Here is a 20797-nt window from a genome sequence, read left to right on the forward strand (position 1 = left end):
ACCTGCTTTTCTGCTTTTTCACACTAAAATTTTAAAATTGTCCAAACTATAGTAAAAAATTTATAGTGAAGTCTAAAAATAAAGAGACACAAAACACGCTGCCATCGCTGGCGAGGTTTCCTAACCTCGCCAGCACGAATGTCTAATTAATTCTAAACTTTACTATAATTGGGAATCTTGTAGCAAAAAATCTCACCATAATTTGGAGGCTAAAATGCGTATTGTTGAGGGGATATCCGTCGGAATTTCTGCGATCCGGAGCAACAAAATGCGGTCGTTGTTGACGATGCTCGGCATTATTATCGGGGTTGCTTCGGTATTGGCAATGATCGCCATCGGTGACGGTGCGAAGGAGATTGTGCTACAAGATGCGCAGAAACTCGGTGGTGCGAACCAAATCATCATGTACCGCTCGTGGTACAAGCGCGTCAATAATCGCTGGGTCCGCAACCGTAGCAGTGAATACCTGAAATACGAAGATGTACTCGCCATTGAGGCAGAATGCCCATCTGTGACCGCCGTCACGCCGCGAATTTGGAATTGGTCGGGTGTGTTAATGCAAGCTGCGAATGGTGCTGAAACGCGTGCGGGCTATAACGGCGTAGATGCCACCTATCAAACGGCATTGGACTGGAAGATAAAAGAGGGGCGTTTTATCACAGATGAAGAAGTCCAAAACGCCGCAAAAGTCTGCGTCCTTGGTGATGAAGTCACGACCGCACTATTCGGTGATAAATCACCGCTCGGACAAGAAATCAAAATCGCACGCAGTAGTAGTTACTACGATAAGTGGGGGCGAAAAACAGGGAAGCGTTTCACGGAACGCTTCATAGTCGTTGGGACGTTCATGCCGAGAGGCAGAAGTTTGCGGTTCGGCTGGAGTTTCGACAATCTCGCTTTTATTCCGCTCTCAACTGCACAAGAACGTTTCACCGGCAACGACAGGATTGATGAGTTTGTTGTTTACGCCCACACCATTGAGGATGTCCCGAAAGCAGCTGAAGAAGTCAAAGCCGTCATTCGGAAACGACACAAAAACCAAGACGATTTCATCGGCATGTTTGAGATGCACGCCGGTATGGCACAATTAGAGAAAATTAGTAAGGTCATTAAAATCACTTTAGGCAGCATTGCGGGTTTCTCGCTGCTGGTCGGTGGTATCGGCATTATGAATATGATGCTCGTCGCTGTCAGCGAACGTACGCGCGAGATCGGACTTCGGAAAGCCGTCGGTGCAAAACGGTTGGATATTCTCCTGCAGTTTTTAATAGAGGCTGTTATGATGTGCGGTGTCGGCGGTGCAATCGGCGTTGGACTGGGGGTGCTTGCGGGTGAAGGGATGGCGATGCTCGCCGTCAAAATCGTTAAAATCGTTCCTGAATGGCCCGCCGTTATCTCCCTGCAATGGATCCTGATTTCGGTATCGTTCTCGACGATAATCGGGATTTCGTTCGGGTTGTATCCGGCGATAAAGGCATCGCTGCTCCCACCAATTCAGGCACTCCGGACGGATTAACCACTCCCGTTTCAGACTGAAAGCACTAAACCTATTTGCCTTAATTGCGTCTAATTAGGATACATCAGAAATTGTGAATATTGCGAAGCGGCGCGCGTCAATACAAAAAACCTTTACAAAAAAATCGAACCTTATTATCATCTTCTCTGTCTAACTTATTAAATTGTAGAACTATATTTAATTGGGAGGCATGAGATGCGTATATTTGAAGGGTTATCTGTTGGTCTTTCTGCGATTCGTGCGAACAAATTACGCTCCTTGCTCACAATGCTCGGGATTATCATCGGGGTCGCCTCGGTACTTGCCATGATTGCTATCGGTGACGGTGCGAAGGCGATTGTACTACAAGACGCTCAAAAATTGGGCGGTGTAAACCAGTTTACGATGTACCGGAGCAGCCACAAGCGGGTAAAAGACCGTTGGGTGCCGAACCGCAGCAACGAGTATTTCGAGTACGAGGACGTGTTAGCCATCGAGGCGGAGTGTCCGTCTGTTAAATTAGTTGTTCCGCGGATTCCCGAATGGCGGGGTGTCCTCGCTCAAGCTGCCGGAGGGACAGAGCATCGGACAGGCTATAATGGTGTAAACTCATCTTTTGCAGAAGCAATGGACTGGAACATTCAGGGAGGTCGTTTTATTTCAGACGAAGATATTAACAATGAAGCCAAAGTTTGTGTGATTGGCTCCGAAGTGGTTGCTGCTTTATTTGGTAACACATCACCGATAGGCAAAGAAATTAAAATCGGCAAAGGGTCTGGAGGGCGCTTCGATCGGTACGGTAGGAGAGATCAGAAACGGATCACCGAACGTTTCACTGTTATTGGTACGATGGAAACTCGCGGACGAAGCCTGCGATTCGGCTGGAACTTAGACGACATGATCTTCTTACCACTGACAACGGCGCAGGAACGCTTCACCGGAAATGATAGAATCGTTATGATGTCCGTCCACGCACACACTGTCGAAGAAGTTCCGCAAGCCATCGAAGAGGTGAAAACGGTCCTTCGAAAGACACATAACGGTGAGGACGACTTCTTTTCTATCTGGGATATGCGGGAAGGTATGGCGCAGTTAGAGAAGATTAGTAAAGTTATCAAAATCGCCTTGGGGAGCATCGCTGGATTTTCGCTCCTCGTTGGGGGTATCGGCATTATGAACATGATGCTCGTCGCTGTAACGGAACGGACTCGCGAGATTGGCTTGAGAAAAGCAGTCGGTGCAAAACGCCACGACATTCTGTTGCAGTTCTTAATAGAAGCCGTTGGGATGTGTAGTGTAGGCGGTGCGTTGGGTGTTCTCGTGGGTCTCTTCGCTGGCGAAGGGATGGCAATGCTCGCCGTCAACATCGTCAAAATTGTCCCTGAATGGCCCTCGGTTATCTCAACAGAGTGGATATTAATTTCTGTATCCTTCTCAGCAATAATCGGTATCTCTTTCGGGTTATATCCTGCGATAAAAGCGTCTGCACTCACTCCGATTGAAGCACTCCGTACCGATTAGGAGGGAATCTAAATGAATCTATTTGAATGCGTCATTTTAGGTATTTCCAGTTTGCGGCGAAACCCACTCCGCTCTGCCCTGACGATTTTAGGGATTATCGTAGGGGTCGCCTCCGTTGTCAGTATGGTATCCGTCGGCGACGGGTCAAGTGCAATGGTCTTGCGAGAGATTGAGCGGACGGGCGGAACCAAAATGATTGAAGTCTATAAGGACGATTGGGATAAACAGTCAGGCACTTTGAGTCGTGCAGCAGGGTCTGCCGTGCGTGGCAGAGGCAGGTGGCAAAGAAACCGCGCTGAAGATCTGGAAACTGAGGATGCCTTTGAGATTCTCAAGCATGCCCGCGGCGTTGTGAACGTCGTTGCTGAAGACGATATGCCGGGCTGGACAGTGAATTATAACGGGCGCACAAAGGAATCGCGTATCGTTGCATCCACTGCCGGGTATGACCAATCGCATAACTGGTACACGTCAAGCGGTCGGTTTTTTACCGCTGAAGAGGTGGAAGCGGCGAGTAGCGTCGCTGTCATCGGATCCAAAGTCGCCGAAGAGGTTTTTCTTCAGGAAGATCCCGTTGGGAAAGAGATTAAAGCCTCGCGTCAATCTTCTCGATGGAGAAGCCGAAGTGGACTTTATGAGGTCCGTCTCAAAGTCATCGGTGTCATGGAAGAGAAAGGCGATGCGATGGACACGTCGGGTTGGGACGACCGGTTCATCATTCCGATTACCACGCTTCAGCAGCGCTTTAAAGGACGCGAAGACGTTGAACGGATCCGCATTGAAGCAGCGGATGTGAGCACAATTCCGATCGCGATCATGGATGCCAAACAGATATTAGGAAGACAGCACAATAACACAGGTGAAGAATACAACTACTGGACAGCCACCGAAGAATTAGCAACCGCGAATAAGGTCGGCTTGGTGATGAAAGCCTTGATGGGGGGGATTGCTGGGATCGCACTAATGGTTGCTGGTATCGGTGTCATGAACATCATGCTCGTCTCTGTTACCGACAGAACAAAAGAGATAGGACTGCGGAAGGCACTCGGGGCAACCCGTGGTGATATTCTGTCCCAGTTCTTGATTGAGGCAGCAGTGCTGACGCTCTCTGGTGGTATTCTCGGTGCAATCTTAGGCATCTTTATGGGACGCGGCACCGCCGCACTCATTTCGAGGTTTGTCTGGGAAGGGAGCAATTGGCCCTCAGTGGTTTCATTTGGCACGATGGTAATCGCTTTACTGGTTTCTGTCGCTATCGGAGTTTTCTTCGGACTGTACCCAGCCAATAAAGCAGCGAAACTCACACCTGTTGAAGCACTCCGCTCCGATTAGTTTGCTCGGATGTGCTACTTGAAAGGACTATTGAATATATCGGCGGGGTCGGCCCTTAAACGTCTATCCCGATGAAATGGTGCCTGGCCCCAGAAAAACATTCAACCGGCAGGCACCACCGAACATTCTCCAGGAGGAATTAGCCTTGAGAAATCTAATTATTACCGTTGCCGTTGTTTTGGTGCTCGTCGTCGCCATCGGTTGGGTTGTACTCGGACGTGGGAAAAACGGAACCGACCCGGCACTCGCTCAGAGAATTGAGGTTATTAAACGCGACGATTTCCAAATGCGCATCAGTGCAACCGGCAACTTAGAACCCCTCATTGATGTAGAAGTCAAATCCAACGTCGAAGGTGAGATCGTCGAACTTCTCGTTAAGAACAGCGATAGGGTTGAAAAAGATCAAGTACTGATGCGACTTGATCCCGAACTCTATCAAGAAGGTGTTTCACAGGCAAGAGCGGATGTCCGGGCTGCCCAGGCACAACTCACGCAAGCACAACTAAACATTGAGCTTAAAAATGAACGGCTTGAAAGTCAACTGACGCAGGCGGACGCAGACTTGAAAATTGCACAAGCGAATCTTGAGACCGTCAAAGCCACGACCATAACACAAATCAGCCAAGCAGAGACAGACATTCAGACGACGCAGAACTCGCTCGACCAAGACAAGATAGCCTTAGAGCAAGCCAAAATCGCGCTCGAACAGGCAAAAATTACATTGGCAGAGCAAGAAACCTCCATGAAATCTGCCAAGATTTCCTTGGATAACGCCAAGTCGGAACTCGATCGGAACACAGAACTTTTTGAAAAAGGGTTAGTCTCCAAAAAAGCTTTGGAAGATGCACAGGCACAACACGCGAATGCAGATGCGCAGTATGAGACTTCCCAGAAGCGGGTTGAGTCGCAGAAGCAGACCATCGTTTCCCAAGAGCGGACTATTAATGTACGCCTAAGTTCCATAGCGAACCGTGAAGCGACGCTTGAAAACCAGAAGTTGAACCTCGAAAACCTCAAAAAAATGCGCAAAAAAAGCGAGGAAGAGGCGCAACTCCGCGTCGATAATTCCGAAACCCAACTTCAGGAACTGATGCTCACTTACGATAATGAAAAATCCTTGACTGAGCAATCCAAAGTCAGTGCCGAAGCGAATAAACTTCGCCGGGAAAGTAGCCTGAAGAACGAAGCAGAACGGCTTGAATGGACTACGATTCGGGCACCGATGGCGGGCATCGTTACGCTCCTTGAACTCGAAGAGGGAGAAATCGTGACCTCCGGTCGCTCTGCCTTCTCGCAAAGTCCACCGCTTATGACAATCGTTGATCCCTCCAAAATGGTAGTCAAGACCTTTATCAATGAGGTTGATATGGAACGGCTACGCTTGGATCAGAGAGCAGAAATCGTCGTCGATGCCTTCCAAAACAAAACCTATGAAGGTCGAGTCTACGAGATTTCACCCAGCGGACAGGAACAGGACAATATCATCTCTTTTGAGGTGATGGTGGAAGTGGTAGGGTCTCCTGAAGAACTCCGCCCGGGTATGAGTGCGGACGTTGACATCATCACCTATGAAGAAAAAAGCGTCCTGATAGCACCCATTGACGCGGTTATCAACGAAAAGGGCGCGATTGTCAACGCACAGGTCGGTAATACATCCCCATTCAAACCGAATCGACCCATCACGATGCAAACAGTCAGCGAGAAGACCTTTAATGGTACGATTGAGAGTGCCGGAAACGGTACCGTCACCTTCCGTTTGGATGGTTCACAGCGCGGTATTATGCCGGGTCCTGCGACTATATCGCTGCTTATCAACGGGCAAAAGAAAGCGGATGGTGTGAGTGCACAAGTGAACCTCTTAAAAGGGAAGTCCGTTATGTTAGACGATGGCAGTGGCAGTGGCAAAAGAACGCCTATTGAAACTGGTATGCAAAACGCGACGGAGGTCGTTATCAAAAGCGGTGTAACCGACGGCGATCGTGTTATTCTACAACAACGGAAACCGCCGCAAGGTGGTGGATTCGGTAGATAAAAAAAAGCATCCATTGCCTCGATCTCCGGATCGAGGCAATATTATTTAAGACACCTGAATCACCTGACCATCGTAAGCAAGGTAGGCATTGTCGGGAAGTTCGATCTCCATCTCTTCACACTGCTCCGGGAAATACCGGTGATCCAGCCGATGCATGATATGGGTAAAATAGGTTTCCTTCGTTTTCAGTGCTTCGCTAATTTCTAACGCCTCGCCGACCGAGAGATGCGTCGGATGCCTCGGATTGAAGCTAAGCGCATCAATTACTAACACCTCAATTCCGTTTAGCAGATCCTGTGAGGCTTGCGGCAGCCTTTTGACATCTGGTAAATACCCAAAATTATCGATGCGGTATCCGTAGGTAGGAACGTTTCCGTGTTCGACTGGAATCGACAGAATCTCGAACCCGTGCAACGCCAATTTCTCCTTTTCTTCAACCACGTTGGGCAGTAAATGCCCGACCCCACCGCCTTGGAACGTCTCCTTCGTGAACATATAATCGAAGTTGCGTTGTAAGATGCCCATTGTTTGTTCGGGACCGTAGACAGGCATATCCATCTGCTGTTTTCGGCACGGCATCACAATATCGTTCGTTCCGCTAACGTGATCGGCGTGGGAGTGTGTAAAGATGACAGCATCTATCCAATCAATGCGATTTCGGACGATCTGATCCATGAAATTGGGTCCTAAGTCGAATTGAAGATGTTTACCATCTTTCTCGATATGGATTGACGAGCGGGTCCGATAGTTTTTTGAGTTAACGTCCCGTGCATCTTCGCAAGTTTCACAGTCACACTTATACTCAGGAACGCCTGTTGAGGTGCCTGAACCTAAAATCGTAATCTTCATATTTTTAACTATTAAATCTGGTCACCGTTCCACTTCGTTTCACGGTGGTTTCCGGTTAAGTCAAATCTATTTTGGGTTATGAAGGTTTCTTAATGGCTATTAACTATCAGTAGGACCTGTGGCAGTTGAGAACGATTGCAATACCTAAAACGAGTTACTGACAACCGACAACTAATAACCAACAACTATTACAATGACTAAACTTACGTCCCAAGAATGTCTTACACTGGCTGAGGTCATTGGTGATACACCGATGACGGTTATCTCCGCGTCTCGCTTACAGCAGGGAATGTGCGATGCCTACATCGCTGGCACATTATCAAACGTCACAGCAGCACTCGTTTTCGATGCGTATTGTCCGGATGAGCCGTGTGGTTTTGGGAGCGATGCTGACACATTGTGGCAACTGCTAAAAGCCACTGACGGTTGGGGTTGTGTCAACGTAGAGTCGGCGTGCGCTGAACCCCTCGGTGCACTTATTGAAGCCGACCTGGGCACACCCGTCCGTTATTACGGCGATGTCTGCCACGCACTCTTAGCACCTGTCCATTGCCTTGGGGTTCCAAACCCCTCCCACGAGGTACGCCTTTTGACATTAGAAGATGTCGAGCGTCTGTCGAAAGCACCTGCGGAAATCCAAGGCAACGGCTACAAAACACACGCAGCGATGATAACATATGGCATCGCTGCTGGAGCCGTTGTAGACGGCAACATCGTCGCTATCGCGCATACTTACGCCGAGACCGACCTACATGCCGACATTGGGGTCTCTACACTGGAGGCGTGGCGGAAAAAAGGATTTTCCACGGCTGCTGCCTCCCTCGTTGCACAAGAAATTCAAGCGAAAGGCAAAGTACCGGCTTGGAGTTGCGGTGAAGACAACCACGCTTCGCTCCGTGTCGCGCAAAAACTCGGTTTCACTGAAATCGGTCGGCGCACCTATGTCATCCCAAACTCACCAAAATAGACTCTCTACTATCCGAGCGCGTCATCGACCTTATTGATAGCAGCTGCCATCAGTCGAGCGTGCTCTTCCTGCATGTTGACGTTGAATCCGAACCGTAGCGCGCGACCGAGGATGGATAGTGTCTGCGGACACATATCCCGCGAGTACTCGACATCGCCTTTGTAGCGCGGATCTTTCCACGGATACCCTGATGCATCCGGTGAATGTTTGAACAGAATTGAATCCCAATACGTATAAATATGGCGATCCGGGAAGCCTTCATTGTAAGCCGTGCCAGCGTTGAGTCCCTCCGCCTTGAGCGCATCGGCGTACTTTTTGGCAAGTTCCACATCTTTCACAATAATCGCGGCACTGATACCACACTCCCCACTCGGATCATCGACATGTTGTCGGATGTAGCCCTTCGGCGTCTCGGCGAGTTCGGCGATGAACGCCTTTTTGAGTCGGCGTGTATGTGCCAAGATGCCTTCCAACTTTGAGAGTTGTACACGTGCAATCGCACCTAATATTTCGCTGGTTCGGTAGCACTGTCGCGAAAACGGTTTATTCTGCCACTCAGAATCGCTCATCCACATCGGCAGACCGGGTTCCGCCGCGAACGCCGCGCGCTCATAGACATCGTAGTCATCAGTAAAGACAAGACCGCCCTCCCCACAAGAGATTACCTTGTAGTAGTTGAGGCTCCATGCCCCTGCGTCGCTCCACGTGCCTGCGTATTTCCCTTTATACTGTCCGCCAACGCATTGACAGCAATCTTCAACGACCAAGAGATTATGCTTCTTGGCGAGTTCGACAATCGCTTCAAGCCGACACGGTACACCTTGCATGTGCACCGGTAAAATGGCTTTGGTATGCGGCGTGATTTTCCGTTCCACATCAGCGACATCTAAGCCAAGTGAATCGTCAATCTCCGCTATCACCGGAATCGCACCCACGCCAACAATGGCAGCAGCAGTTGCGATAAAAGTATAGCCGGGCAGAATCACCTCATCCCCGGGGCCGATACCAACACCGGTGAGTGCACAGACGATCGCCGAGGTCCCTGAGTTCACCATCAAGGCGTGTTTGGCACCGAGGTGCGCCGCTGCTTCTTTTTCAAAATTCGCTACATTTGAATCCTCAACGAACCGAAAAAGCTTCCCACTTTGTAAGACCTCGGTCACAGCATCAATCTCACGTTGATCTATGACACTCGGACCGTGCATCCCGCCGGGTATCGGTTCTGCGATAACGGGGGTTCCACCATCTATTGCTAAACGTTCTGCCATCTCTCGCCCTCCAGAAAGCTTCAGACATCACTAAGAAAAAACCTAAAACATGGTAATACCTTACCAGACGCTTTCGTTTTTGTCAACGGATAAGTGTCTTGTTGTTTTGTCCGTTTTCACGCTGTTTTCTCGTATTTCGCGCAATTCAAGGCGCGTCTTGATTTTTTAGGTAAGATGTCAAGTCCTCTTGGAGTTGGAGGCGTGCGTTTCACAGATGTGTTTTGATTGTCCCTTCCGAACGATTCAAGCCGCAGACGATCGCTTTGACCGGCAACTCGTGATGGTACAAGCAGATCAAAGGAAACCTCGGTTTCTCCGTGTTGTGTACGTAGGGCGAGAGGTAAATCGTTGGTTTAGGGGTGTTTGCTCAATATGGGCGAAAGGACGCAACGCACCGTCACGTCCTTTCTCTGGGATGTCTCTGCTAATGATTCAGATGTGCGGCGACGGCTTCGGTTTTACACGACCAATAGGAATGTCCGCGTCCGCAGGTGCTTTTATGCGCGCTCGCCGATGAGACCATCGAGCCACACTTGGGACGACCACACTTGACGAGGTTTTCGTCGGCATCATCCGAGTCGTCATCCGAAGCGTCGTCCGAGTCATCATCATTATTGTTGTTGGCACTCGACGAAGCACTTGATGACGAACTTGACGAGGAGGAACTCGATTCCGGAAACAAGTGCGTATGTTGCCCCTTACACGGCCAATATCCCGAGGTCCGCTGACACGTATCCCCATTGGCATTCGTCGCCGGACACGACGCGATAAACGAATGATCGCCAGACGCAGACTTCAAATGCCCACACTTCCGCCGTGCTTCAGGTTCCGGGAACTTGTGCGTATGTTGACCCCTACACGGCCAATACCCTGAGGTCCGCTGACACGTATCCCCATTGGCATTCGTCTCGGTACACGACGCGACAAACGAATGATCCCCACCCATCGACTTCGGATGCCCACACTTGCGAACACCTTCCGAGGAATCTCCACCTTTGTTGTTAGAATTTCCGTTATTGTTGTTCGGATTTGAACCCGAGTGCCCATCATTGTTAGGGGTGTTCTTCGACGGAGACTTCGGACTGGCATCCGAGGCGGTATGTGCTTCATGCGCCGCTGTCGCTGCCTTATTACACGTATAATACGAATGTCCCGCAGGACACGTCTCGGCATGCGACTTCGTCCCTTTGCAACCCGTCCACGCATGGGCAGGACAGACAATCACCTTACGGAAACCTTTCGGCGTGTTCGGATACTGGTGACGATGCTCATCTTCCTGACAGACGTAGTAAGACCCCGGATCACACGCATTGCCATAGCCATCGAGCCGACACGACACCTCGCGATGAGAGTGTGCCGAGGACGACCCCTTCTCTATCGTGTGAACACCACACGCCGCTAACACCATCTCCTTAGAAGCACCCGTCTGCTTCGGCGTCTTCCCATCATTCTTGTCAGTATTGCTCTCGGATGTCGGAGCCGCGTCGGCTTGCGTCTGCTTCGGAGCGCTCGGGTATTGATGAACATGCGGGGGATCGGCACACAGGATCATCCGCCCCCCACTGACCGTGCACGTCTCCCCGCTCTCATTGCGAGGACACCGCGCCATACCATGCCCTAAACCCTCAGCGCAAAAATAAAACTGTTCGCTACAAAACTCACAAGACACCCGCAGATGAATCCCCGCTGAACCCACAGTATGACCACACGCCAACGGCGTGGCGGGATTCGGCACCTCGTTGCCATTTGAATCAATATACTTCTCCGTCACCGTCTCATCAGAACCGACATGATTCGCGGCATTCGGACACGGCAGCCCGATGTTGCAATGGTAATACACGCCCTGCGGACACCGCGCATCACTTCCCGATGGCACATACTTGCGGATGTAGGTCTCATCATTGATGCGAACTGTCTCAGAACGCCACGCAGTCTCGGTACATATCGTTTGGTGATCCCCATCGAACGGAACGCCCGCCACCTCGAGAACAGGCTTACCACACGGACCGCGACACACCACGTCTGACACATGATCCGAACTTCGCGGACAGATGTACGTCGGATCGCAACTCCACAACTTTTCTGGACAATTCACTTTGATGCCCAATAACCCTTTGATCTTATCGGGACAGTTCAGGGTTTGATGCGCCTTCGGATTGGTATTGCTTGATCCCCTCTGTGCCATTTGGCAGTCCGCACCGCGCTCACACCAGATCGTCACTATCGACTGACCTTGGCAATTGGAAAGGGCTTTTTCGGCTTCCTGTTGTGCAGTGAAGGCATTGTTGGCGGCTTCAAGTGCTGCAGCCTCCACTTGCATGAGTTGATACTGTTGGCTTGCCTGCGACAAGCCGGTAAGAATTCCTAACGTATTCGATGGAACTTTCGGATGCGTAGACATACCATCCTTCAATTTGTTAAAGAAATCATTGGTATTTGAATCGTATTCGTCCTCATATTCCTTATATTCAGGAGGTACATTCCCACTTGGAGAAGCTTTTGCGGTTGCTACCTTGGCACGAACGAGTGTATCCCTTGCATCCTCATAAACCTTTGTTTTCTCAAGATAGTCTGTCAGATAGGAATCACAAGGATTGGAATTCTGATTAGCTGCACGCACAGACACAATCAAGCACGCCAATATCACCCCGACAAGACCGTAAATCAGAAAAGTCGCTTTATATCTCATATATCAAACTCCTGAAAGTGTATCACTTACTCTCCTGAAGTAGCGGGTTTTCCTTCTCATGTGCTTCTATCATTTCGTATATCTTGGCAGTTTTGTGCAACGCTTCGTTATATCTGCGTTGCCACTCCGGATCATTATCGAATCGTTCCTGCTCCTCTTTTGTCGTTGGTAGTAGTTCTATATCTTTGCGAGAAGCTTGCAAGAATTGCTCATTAAGTTCGTTATGCTTTTTCGACCACTCGCGCCACGCGCGGTTGATATCGATATCCTCTTGTGTGGGGGGTGATACCGCCGGCATCAGTGGGGCGATCTGTCCGTTTATTGGCACGAGACCGTCGTGTTCGCCCTGCACTTGGGTACGTTCTGTGGGTGTTGAGGATTGTGAGACCTGTCCTTCGGAAACTTCTATAGGTTCATGGGGTTCGGCGTGCCATTCATCGCCGTGCCAGTGTCCGCTCTCGGCGGTTTCGCCCGGGGGTGGCGGTTTCGGGGCGTTTACGCGCTCTTGGGTGCGTTGGATGTCCCGGGTGGCTTGGCGGTTGACGGTGTTCAGATACAACAGACCACTGGCGACGAAAACCACTGCCAGCACGAGTGCCATGAAAACACGATTCTTGGATAACAGTCGATTCAACATGCGTTTATCTCCTTACGGTGTTGAGAAAAATATCGGTGGCAAGGTGTAAGAGCACCGTCTCGCCATCTTTTTCGAGTCTGACGGATTTCGGCTGAACATCAGTGAGCATCAACCCGTGGATCGAATCACCGAGAAACACCTTTCGGTATTCGTCCGTCGCGGTGTCCTGTATCCATGCGGTTGCGGCGACAGGCTCCGCAGGATACACCTGCGTGGCGAGAAGTTTCAAGTGCGCACCTCTGTTCTGCTTTGGGTTCAAGTCCGTGCCGAGGGGCGCGAATAGGTTATTCTGAATAATCGTTTGGTAGAAATCGCTGTCAAGCGTTTCTGAAAATGTATCACCCTCAACAAAGACATCGCTTTCGAGAGGTCGGGGGGCTGCCTTGGACAGCGCGGCAAAACGCTTTATCGCTTCTGTCGACTCTTCGGGCTGTGCTTGTAAACAATAAAGACCCAACGGACAACAGATCACCAACACAACACACACATCAAATCGCCAACGCTTGAAAAACATAAACGACTCCTTAGCTGTTAGCCGCATCCTGACAGACCACGGGTTGACACGGCAGCGGTGTTTCGGGGGCACAGAAGACAGAGGTCCCTGAACAGGGCGGACTCGGGGTGTGCGTTCGTAACGCCCCGTATCCGAGTGTCAGCACAACACAGAAAAGCAGGAGTGCCAGTCTCCAGTATTTCATATCGTCTCGCATGGGGTATAACTCCTTATCGTAAACGTAATGACGATACCCCGAGACGTAGAGCAGTATACCACATTTCGAGGGTATCGTCAAAGGAAAGTAGTCGCGTCGCGGGGTGCCTGGTTTTTCGGGGTATGCTGCGATGCAACGCGAAGAACCCAGGCTACCTGCCGTGTATCTGCGGAAGGCAGTATCTGGGTAGAAAGGGTTTTGGCAATCGTGAGAAAGACTGTCTTGTATTTTGTGAAGTAAAATACTTAACTTAAGTGGGGGGGGGGTAAATCGTGATGTTAACCGAAGAAACACACGGTGATAGCAGAGAGACAGGAACTGCTGCCGCATAGCAGCTGTTCAGGCACGCCACACGTGGTATCTGTCTGTTTGACTTCATCGTGTTCATCAATCGGTTCAGCATCTTCAAGGCTCCAGTGTGAAGGGACTCGCAATATGCGGGGCAGCACTTTTGGAGTGCCACCATACCCGAAATATAATTATAACCCACATCTCAAAAAATGTCAAATATTTTTTTCGTAAACATTATTGTCAACATCTTCAAAGCAACAGACAATCGGACAGCGGTGCAAAGCGTCCAACAGTTTCCCTCACGAGTGGTATTAGCGGCTCCTGAGGAGGCGCATCTCTTGGAATGCCTCTGCAGGTAAATATCGCCCTAACACTTTCTGGATGTCTACTTCAGTGAGCTGCTGGGGTGTGATTAAAACACATTTGTTCCGAGAATCCATAGCCCAAGATTTCTCAAAATCAGCGTAACTTATCCGCCGCTCACCCAGATTGACTGGATTCTGGAGAAATATTTCGCTCGACTGATCATTGTAACGCGAAATAGGTAAAATCTCGGTGTTGCGTCCTTGCAAGCGAATCATCACAATCGGTGCCCACCCTTTGGCAATAAATGCCTTTAGGATATCAAGGGAGCCGTCAGAAAGAACAGCGGCGTGCTGAACCGTTGCTCGCGTCCTGGCATAAAAATCGTCAAGCCCGGACCTATTCGCTGGTGGTGGAGGTCCCTTGAAGGCGTTTCTCAGGTAAGGCAGCCGCTCCAAATGGACCATAGCACTCTCAGGTAAACTGCCACCGGTGCTTTGCTTTGCTTGCTCTGGTACGTTCCTCTCCGCAGCTTGGATCGCCGATTCAGGAACATGATACTGTCCTTGAGGGGGCGGCCCGCAACTCATTGCCAGAAACAGAAAAATAAGAGACACAACACAAGCACACACAGTTGAATATGAAGAACCCGCAAGTAATGACCGATGACCGTCTCTTAAAACAGACAAACAATGTTTCATAATTTGACCCTCCTTGCATATAGAAACGGCTTGTGTGCGAAATCGTTTACCCGCCTGCACTAATCAATCTTAACCGTTACCTCACGTTTTTCCTTCCATGATTCCACAATCGCTTCAGTTATCCGTAGGGCTTGCAAGCCGTCTCTACCAGTTGGTGCTGGTGGCTGGTCAGCAAGCAAATCGTCAACGAGTGCCGCCATTCGCAGGGCAAAAGTCCCATTAAAGGCAAGTTGCTCGTCTCTAAAAATGGAAGGACGATATTCTTCAACCACCTGACTATTGCGTTTCATCAAGGTCGCACGTGTGAGGACGTTATCAACGACGATTTCGCCATCGGAGCCGCAGATTTCAAGATGTTCAATTGGATGGATGAAGTCGCTATCCCAACTTGCCATCAATGTCGCAACCACTTTTGTTTCATAACGAAAAGAGATAGCCATGCTCGTATAGCATGCCTCTTCACCTTCGCGCGCCTCGTGCTCGCGTGGCTTTGCCATTTGTGCACAAACAGCGACGATTTCACCGCCAAACCACCGCAGCAGGTCGATAGCGTGGGTTTGTAGTTCATAGAGAAGGTAATATTCACCTTTCCACGTCGAAGCCGGACCCCCTTGAGATAATTTCATGTCTAAGTAGTAAGTCTGTCCAATCTCCCCAGCGTCAAACCATTTCCGTGCTTGGACGTATCCGGGTGCGAACCGTCGGTTATAATCAATAGCGAGGTAAACCCCTTTCTCTTCCGCTTTTGCCACCATCTGTTCCGCCTCGTTAATGTATAGCGACAGCGGTTTTTCGGAAATAACATGTTTGCCCGCTTCGAGACACTCCATCACCGGCTCGAAATGCAAATAGTCAGCCGTTACAACGTCTACCAAGTCGCACTCTTCATGGGCGAGCATCTCTTTAATGGAGGGGTACCAGTTGGCGACACCGAGTTCTTCGGCACGCGTCTTCGCCTTGGCGGTATCTATATCACACACTGCCACCAATTCTGCACCCGGATGCTGGAGGTAGCCGAGTTGATGTAGATGCCCAATGCCACCGCACCCAACTGCTGCAACTTTCAGTTTCCCTGCCATAATCGTTCTCCTTTACGCGCTGGACGCGCTCCGAAGCATAGCGTGCTCCTACTCAAGTTCCGATCGAGCCTGACAATTTGTTTCTAAAATCCATCTTTCACCTGTAATATCAGTCCCTAAATTTTTTGCCTAAAGGATATAATATACAATGCCGAAAAAAATAACAAGGGAAATTTTCCGAAAGCGAGGTTTATTGCATAGCAACAATTTTTATGTTATACTTTCTCCTAATTACATCTTAAAGGAGAGGTAGACTACGATGAACTGTCCGCGATGCAAACGGGAAGACGCTGTCAAAAACGGGAAAGTTAGAGGAAGCCAACGCTACAAATGTAAAGCCTGCGGCTTCCAGTTCACCCGTCTAACGACTCGCGGGAGACCCCCGTGGCAAAGAGCCTTAGCCGTTTTCCTATATTGCCGTGGGGTCTCTATTAGCACAATTGCTCGGATGTTTTCGGTGGCACCGAGTACCATTTTCAAATGGATCCGAAAGTTCGGTTCTAAACGGACACCTCTGCCTGAATCTACTGACGGGGCAGTCCTTCTTGATGAGAATGAAATAAGGCAGTATCTGGAAAAGCAGAGCGCAGGTTCCGAATCCGGAAAGATTTTCGTCGTCATACCCGAAGACGTGTTATCTGAGAATGTCGTCGTCGGCATAAAGCGAGATTGACCGCCGCGCCTAATTTTGATATATCTTGACAACCCCGACAATTTGTTTTAAAATTAAAAACAGGAGGTATAAAATAGACTTATGCGAACTCAACTATTAATTAGAAAAATTAGCAAGTATAGTGCCAGTGTGTGCTTACTCATGCTCCTTTTCGGAGGTATAGCAGTCGCCGCAGACGAATCGTTCGGCGACCCCTTTGAGAAGGGCAAATTACAGAACCCGAATTGGGAATGGCAAAACGAACCCCCAAAATGGGACGTTGGCGAAACCCGTGCGGACTTCCTTTACATCGACAGTGAACCCAATCGAAATCTCTGGGCAAACGATATGTCTCATTTCCTATATCAGGAGACCGACACAGATATATTCGATGTTGAAACCCACTTCTTCGCCAGATGGGACACCAGTTCCGGGGTCAATGGACTCGTCGTGAAAAGCCCGTCGGACGATAACTGGGTTACCATCAAATTCTGGTCCCGAGATGCAGCTGCGAAGGGACAGATCCAGTATCAGACGAAACAGAATGAAGGCGGTGGCGGTCTTACTGGAAACGCCGGATTCACCCCTGAATTTGGAGAAACCGAACTCTTCCTCCGACTCGCCAGAGATGGTGATGAATACAGTGCTTGGTATAAAACCAAGGAAAATGAGGATTGGATTGAAATCGGTGTGACCGAATTTGACCTCACACCCCCCGTATGGCTCGGTGTCTACGCCGGTGTTGCTGCGGGTGCAGGAAGTTTAGAGGTTGAATACGAATACTTTAGAGACAATCTGAACCCTTTTCCTGTCGAACCCGGCGGAAAAGCCACAACAACTTGGGCAGCAGTAAAAACCCAGTATTAGAGATGGACAACAACTATGCAGCACCGTCTGATTATTTTCATGATGCTCTTCGGAATCCCTACCTTAGCAGCGTCCACCTTCACAGATGTTAGTTTCACTGCAAACGTCCATCAACGTGAAATTCCTATTGACGCAGCATCCGGGGCTTGGCTGGGTCCCGGGACTGCCGCCGCCGACTATGACAACGATGACTGCTGGCTCGATATTTTCGTTGTTGGCGACGGTGGCTTACCCAACGCACTCTATCACAATAACGGCGATGGCACATTCACGGATGTCGCAGTACAAGCCGGGGTTGCAGACACGCCAAGAGGGCGTGGGTGCGTCTGGTTTGACTACAATAACGACGGCTGGAGCGATCTCTACGTAACCTGCGCCGGTCCAAACTATCTTTTTCAGAACAACGGTGACGGCACTTTCACAGACGTGACACAGCAGGCTGATGTTGCTGACGAAAAACACGGCACCAACCCCGCCATCGCTGACTATGACCATGACGGTTGGCTCGACATTTACATTGCTAATTGGGGGCGAGCACCCTCCCTCTTAAATCCAAACCCCGCTCCCAAAACCAACGTCCTCTATCGCAACCGAGGCGATGGCACCTTTGAAGAAACCACCGAGATTGCCGGTGTTGGTGATGATGGCATCGCTTGGGGATCCATCTTTTTTGACTATGATGGCGATACTTGGGCAGACCTCTTCGTTGCGAACGACCACGGACCCGACAAACTCTACCGCAACCGAGGCGATGGCACTTTTGAAGATGTCTCAGAGCAATCCGGTATCGTGACGGAAGTTAACGGAAAACCGACAGGCGCGATGGGGCTCTGTGTCGGAGACTACGATAACGATACTGACTTAGATTTTTTCATCACGAACTACGATGCCGATCTCCTCTGGCGCAATAACGGGGACGGCACTTTTACCAATGTCGCTGAAGCCGTCGGTGTTGCCAACGAAGGCGTAGGGTGGTACGCCAGCTTCATTGACTACGACAACGACGGTTGGCGCGACCTTTACGTCGTCAACGGTGATGTCGATAATTCCCAGAAAACCAATCACAACCGTCTCTACCACAACCAAAACGGAAACTTCGTTGACCAAGCCGATGCACTCAACGTCACTGTCGATGCTGTCGGGCGCGGCGCGACCACTGGCGATTTTGATAACGATGGCGATGTCGATTTCTACATTGTCAACAATACCAGCAACACCCTCCTCCAGAACGATGTCAACACTGATAACCAAAACATCAAAATTCGGCTTCGCGGTACAGAAAGCAACCGAGACGGGGTCGGCACACGTGTAACAGTGACAACAGGCACTCACACACAGACGCAAGAACTTATCTGCGGCACAGGCTTTCTGGGCAGCGACAGTCCCGAACTCGAATTCGGGATCCCGTCTGACGCGCAAATCGGTTCTGTCACCTTGACGTGGCCCTCTGGAATCGTCGAGACTTACGAACTCTACTTTCAAGGGAAGGTCTATACCTTTATTGAGGCGGAAAATGTGATAGTTGCCGTTGAACCGCATGGAAAGCAGTCCACCACATGGGGAAAGATCAAAGCTGCCGAGGTCTTTCAGAACTATCCCAATCCGTTTAACCCGGAAACATGGATACCCTATCGACTTTCCGAGATGGCTGATGTCTCAATCTCGATCTATGCACAAAACGGTGTCCTAATCCGGGAATTTAACCTTGGACACCAAGATCGCGGTGACAGAACGCTCTATTGGGATGGCAGAAACCGGGACGGCGAACCCGTCGCCAGTGGTATTTACTTCTACCAGTTCCAAGCAGGTGAGACGGACACTGTTCGGAAGATGTGGTTAATGAAGTAGCCTAACTCTGTAATGGGAATGTTCAACGTAAAACTGAGAACAGGAGACAAAAAATGGTTTTAATAATAGAGGATGGTAAGGTAAACAATGGACACATCGTTCTATCTAAGCCTCTCTCCTTGCCCGAAGGGACTGAAGTCCGCGTACAAATAGAACTCACGGATCTGACCTCCGTTAGCGGAGATGACAATCAAAACAAAGATTCCAATGAATCTGAAGACTTTGCTAATCTGCCCTGCTTCGGAATGTGGGCGGATCGGGAGGATATGCGCGACAGTGTCGCATGGCTGCGCAAGGAGAGAGAAAAGTGGCAACAGCGATTAACGCGGACGGAGTGATTGATTCTAATATCCTTATTGATGCTATGACTGAAATGATGGAACTACAAAAATTCTTTCAAAAATGCACATTTTTACCGATTACTACCACTATTTCACAAGTTGCCTTTCAACTGATGGAATCGTTTTATCTCGGTCACGGCCTCGTTTTGCCAGACGCGCTTATTGCAGCAACGGCTTTGGAACATGATTTGACGCTCTATACAAGAAACATACGGCACTTCCGCATGATACCACAACTAAAAGTTAATCAACCCTACTGAATCGTTAAAAACAGAAAGGCTTTTCGCCATGGACAATATATTTCTCAGATGGTGGGGATGTGGGGCGTTTGATGTCCGCTTCGGAGACATAAACATCGCTTTTGATCCATATCTATTCAACGAAAACTTGGCAAACGCTGAGCCGATATACGATTACATCTTTATCTCCCACGAACATTTCGACCACTGTCATCCCGAAACCTTACGGAAGTTGTGCCGTGGTGATCGTTTCAAAAAACTATTCGTCAATTCCGGCTGCATCACACCCGCAGAACCGATCGCTGAAAAATACGGCGATGCCGCATTTGCGCGAGACCTACCGATTACCAAGCATATTCCCGCCGATAAGGTCGAGGTCCTCTATCCGAAACATCTCAACGAAAAGCAGGGAACATCGCGCGCATTTCAAGGTTCAGACACATTCAGTCTTGGGGATATTCGCGTCGAAACGGTCGAAAGCGGCGAAAACCAAACTCCAGACATCCCCACAAACGGCTATCTCATAACACACACAGCAAAGAACGTCTCTATCCTACACACCGGCGACTTGCACGAACCTTACCCTGCACTGGCGAATCTTCAAGGCAAGGTAGATTTCTTAATCCACATGAAACTCGGTCTCGGCGAGGGACTCGCGCCTCGACTTATAGAACTCCTTGAACTCACCCAACCCCGTTTCATGATACCCACGCATTACCGAACCGATCGGAAATCCGATCCGATACCTACCGGACATTGGCCCCCAAACGTCACTGATGAAATGGCGTTCATTGAAGCAATCCGTGAAATAGTTGGGGACAGAACACATCTTCTCCCGTTCACCGCAGGTGTAGAATATGAAGTAGAAATGCCAGAGAAGCGGGTTATCTGGAAGTGGGAGTGGTTCAACACATGGACCGTTCCACCGTGGCGGGAGACTTAAAAACTACGACTCAGCATTTGGAGAACATTTACC

The 20797-nt window shown here is 49.7% G+C and carries 20 protein-coding genes; 11 read left to right on the forward strand and 9 right to left on the reverse strand.

Going from position 1 to position 20797, the window contains the following annotated elements; all coding sequences use genetic code 11:
* Nucleotides 1-214: 214 nt before the first annotated feature.
* The 4 genes from OXN25_11210 to OXN25_11225 all read left to right on the forward strand — a co-directional run bounded on the left by OXN25_11210 (nt 215) and on the right by OXN25_11225 (nt 6380).
* Complete coding sequence (locus OXN25_11210; GenBank protein ID MDE0425429.1) at nt 215-1516, forward strand: ABC transporter permease; 1302 nt, start codon at nt 215-217, stop codon at nt 1514-1516.
* 195 nt (nt 1517-1711) lie between these two features.
* A complete protein-coding gene (locus OXN25_11215; GenBank protein MDE0425430.1) occupies nt 1712-3016 on the forward strand; it encodes an ABC transporter permease in 1305 nt (434 codons plus the stop codon).
* 12 nt (nt 3017-3028) lie between these two features.
* Complete coding sequence (locus OXN25_11220) at nt 3029-4348, forward strand: ABC transporter permease (protein ID MDE0425431.1); 1320 nt, start codon at nt 3029-3031, stop codon at nt 4346-4348.
* A 145-nt stretch (nt 4349-4493) separates the two neighbouring features.
* Nucleotides 4494-6380, forward strand: coding sequence for an HlyD family efflux transporter periplasmic adaptor subunit (locus OXN25_11225; protein ID MDE0425432.1), 1887 nt, complete (start codon nt 4494-4496; stop codon nt 6378-6380).
* 45 nt (nt 6381-6425) lie between these two features.
* Here the strand turns inward: OXN25_11225 and OXN25_11230 are convergent, their stop codons facing one another.
* Nucleotides 6426-7229, reverse strand: coding sequence for an MBL fold metallo-hydrolase (locus OXN25_11230; GenBank protein MDE0425433.1), 804 nt, complete (start codon nt 7227-7229; stop codon nt 6426-6428).
* A 193-nt stretch (nt 7230-7422) separates the two neighbouring features.
* Here OXN25_11230 and OXN25_11235 point away from each other — a divergent pair, with 193 nt between their 5' ends.
* A complete protein-coding gene (locus OXN25_11235; protein MDE0425434.1) occupies nt 7423-8196 on the forward strand; it encodes a GNAT family N-acetyltransferase in 774 nt (257 codons plus the stop codon).
* A gap of 8 nt (nt 8197-8204) precedes the next feature.
* Here OXN25_11235 and OXN25_11240 read toward each other — a convergent pair whose 3' ends face one another.
* From OXN25_11240 to OXN25_11275, 8 genes are all read right to left on the reverse strand, one after another.
* The gene (locus tag OXN25_11240) at nt 8205-9464 is read right to left on the reverse strand and encodes a DegT/DnrJ/EryC1/StrS family aminotransferase (GenBank protein MDE0425435.1); all 1260 of its coding nucleotides are present in this window, start codon (nt 9462-9464) and stop codon (nt 8205-8207) included.
* Nucleotides 9465-9888: 424 nt separating this feature from the next.
* Complete coding sequence (locus tag OXN25_11245; GenBank protein ID MDE0425436.1) at nt 9889-12153, reverse strand: hypothetical protein; 2265 nt, start codon at nt 12151-12153, stop codon at nt 9889-9891.
* Nucleotides 12154-12175: 22 nt separating this feature from the next.
* A complete protein-coding gene (locus tag OXN25_11250) occupies nt 12176-12790 on the reverse strand; it encodes a hypothetical protein (GenBank protein ID MDE0425437.1) in 615 nt (204 codons plus the stop codon).
* Between the two features lie 4 nt (nt 12791-12794).
* Nucleotides 12795-13304 (reverse strand): hypothetical protein, encoded by a 510-nt coding sequence (locus OXN25_11255; GenBank protein MDE0425438.1) that lies wholly within the window; start codon nt 13302-13304, stop codon nt 12795-12797.
* 10 nt (nt 13305-13314) lie between these two features.
* Complete coding sequence (locus OXN25_11260) at nt 13315-13500, reverse strand: hypothetical protein (GenBank protein ID MDE0425439.1); 186 nt, start codon at nt 13498-13500, stop codon at nt 13315-13317.
* 278 nt (nt 13501-13778) lie between these two features.
* A complete protein-coding gene (locus OXN25_11265) occupies nt 13779-13949 on the reverse strand; it encodes a hypothetical protein (protein MDE0425440.1) in 171 nt (56 codons plus the stop codon).
* 153 nt (nt 13950-14102) lie between these two features.
* Nucleotides 14103-14795, reverse strand: a complete 693-nt coding sequence (locus tag OXN25_11270) for a hypothetical protein (protein MDE0425441.1) — start codon at nt 14793-14795, stop codon at nt 14103-14105.
* Nucleotides 14796-14854: 59 nt separating this feature from the next.
* Nucleotides 14855-15874 carry a Gfo/Idh/MocA family oxidoreductase gene (locus tag OXN25_11275; protein MDE0425442.1) on the reverse strand — a complete coding sequence of 340 codons (1020 nt, stop codon included), beginning with the start codon at nt 15872-15874 and terminating at the stop codon, nt 14855-14857.
* 259 nt (nt 15875-16133) lie between these two features.
* Here OXN25_11275 and OXN25_11280 point away from each other — a divergent pair, with 259 nt between their 5' ends.
* From OXN25_11280 to OXN25_11305, 6 genes are all read left to right on the forward strand, one after another.
* Entirely contained in the window at nt 16134-16547 is a 414-nt protein-coding gene (locus OXN25_11280; protein MDE0425443.1) for a helix-turn-helix domain-containing protein, read from the forward strand.
* An 81-nt stretch (nt 16548-16628) separates the two neighbouring features.
* On the forward strand, nt 16629-17393 hold the full coding sequence (locus OXN25_11285; protein MDE0425444.1) for a hypothetical protein: 765 nt from the start codon (nt 16629-16631) through the stop codon (nt 17391-17393).
* A gap of 15 nt (nt 17394-17408) precedes the next feature.
* On the forward strand, nt 17409-19241 hold the full coding sequence (locus OXN25_11290) for an FG-GAP-like repeat-containing protein (GenBank protein MDE0425445.1): 1833 nt from the start codon (nt 17409-17411) through the stop codon (nt 19239-19241).
* A 53-nt stretch (nt 19242-19294) separates the two neighbouring features.
* Nucleotides 19295-19579 (forward strand): hypothetical protein, encoded by a 285-nt coding sequence (locus OXN25_11295; protein MDE0425446.1) that lies wholly within the window; start codon nt 19295-19297, stop codon nt 19577-19579.
* Nucleotides 19549-19842 (forward strand): type II toxin-antitoxin system VapC family toxin, encoded by a 294-nt coding sequence (locus tag OXN25_11300; GenBank protein ID MDE0425447.1) that lies wholly within the window; start codon nt 19549-19551, stop codon nt 19840-19842. The genes OXN25_11295 and OXN25_11300 overlap by 31 nt, the downstream gene beginning before the upstream one ends.
* 28 nt (nt 19843-19870) lie before the next feature.
* Nucleotides 19871-20764 carry an MBL fold metallo-hydrolase gene (locus tag OXN25_11305; protein MDE0425448.1) on the forward strand — a complete coding sequence of 298 codons (894 nt, stop codon included), beginning with the start codon at nt 19871-19873 and terminating at the stop codon, nt 20762-20764.
* The last annotated feature ends 33 nt before the right edge of the window (nt 20765-20797 follow it).

This window comes from Candidatus Poribacteria bacterium (assembly GCA_028820845.1).
Classification (GTDB): domain Bacteria; phylum Poribacteria; class WGA-4E; order WGA-4E; family WGA-3G; genus WGA-3G.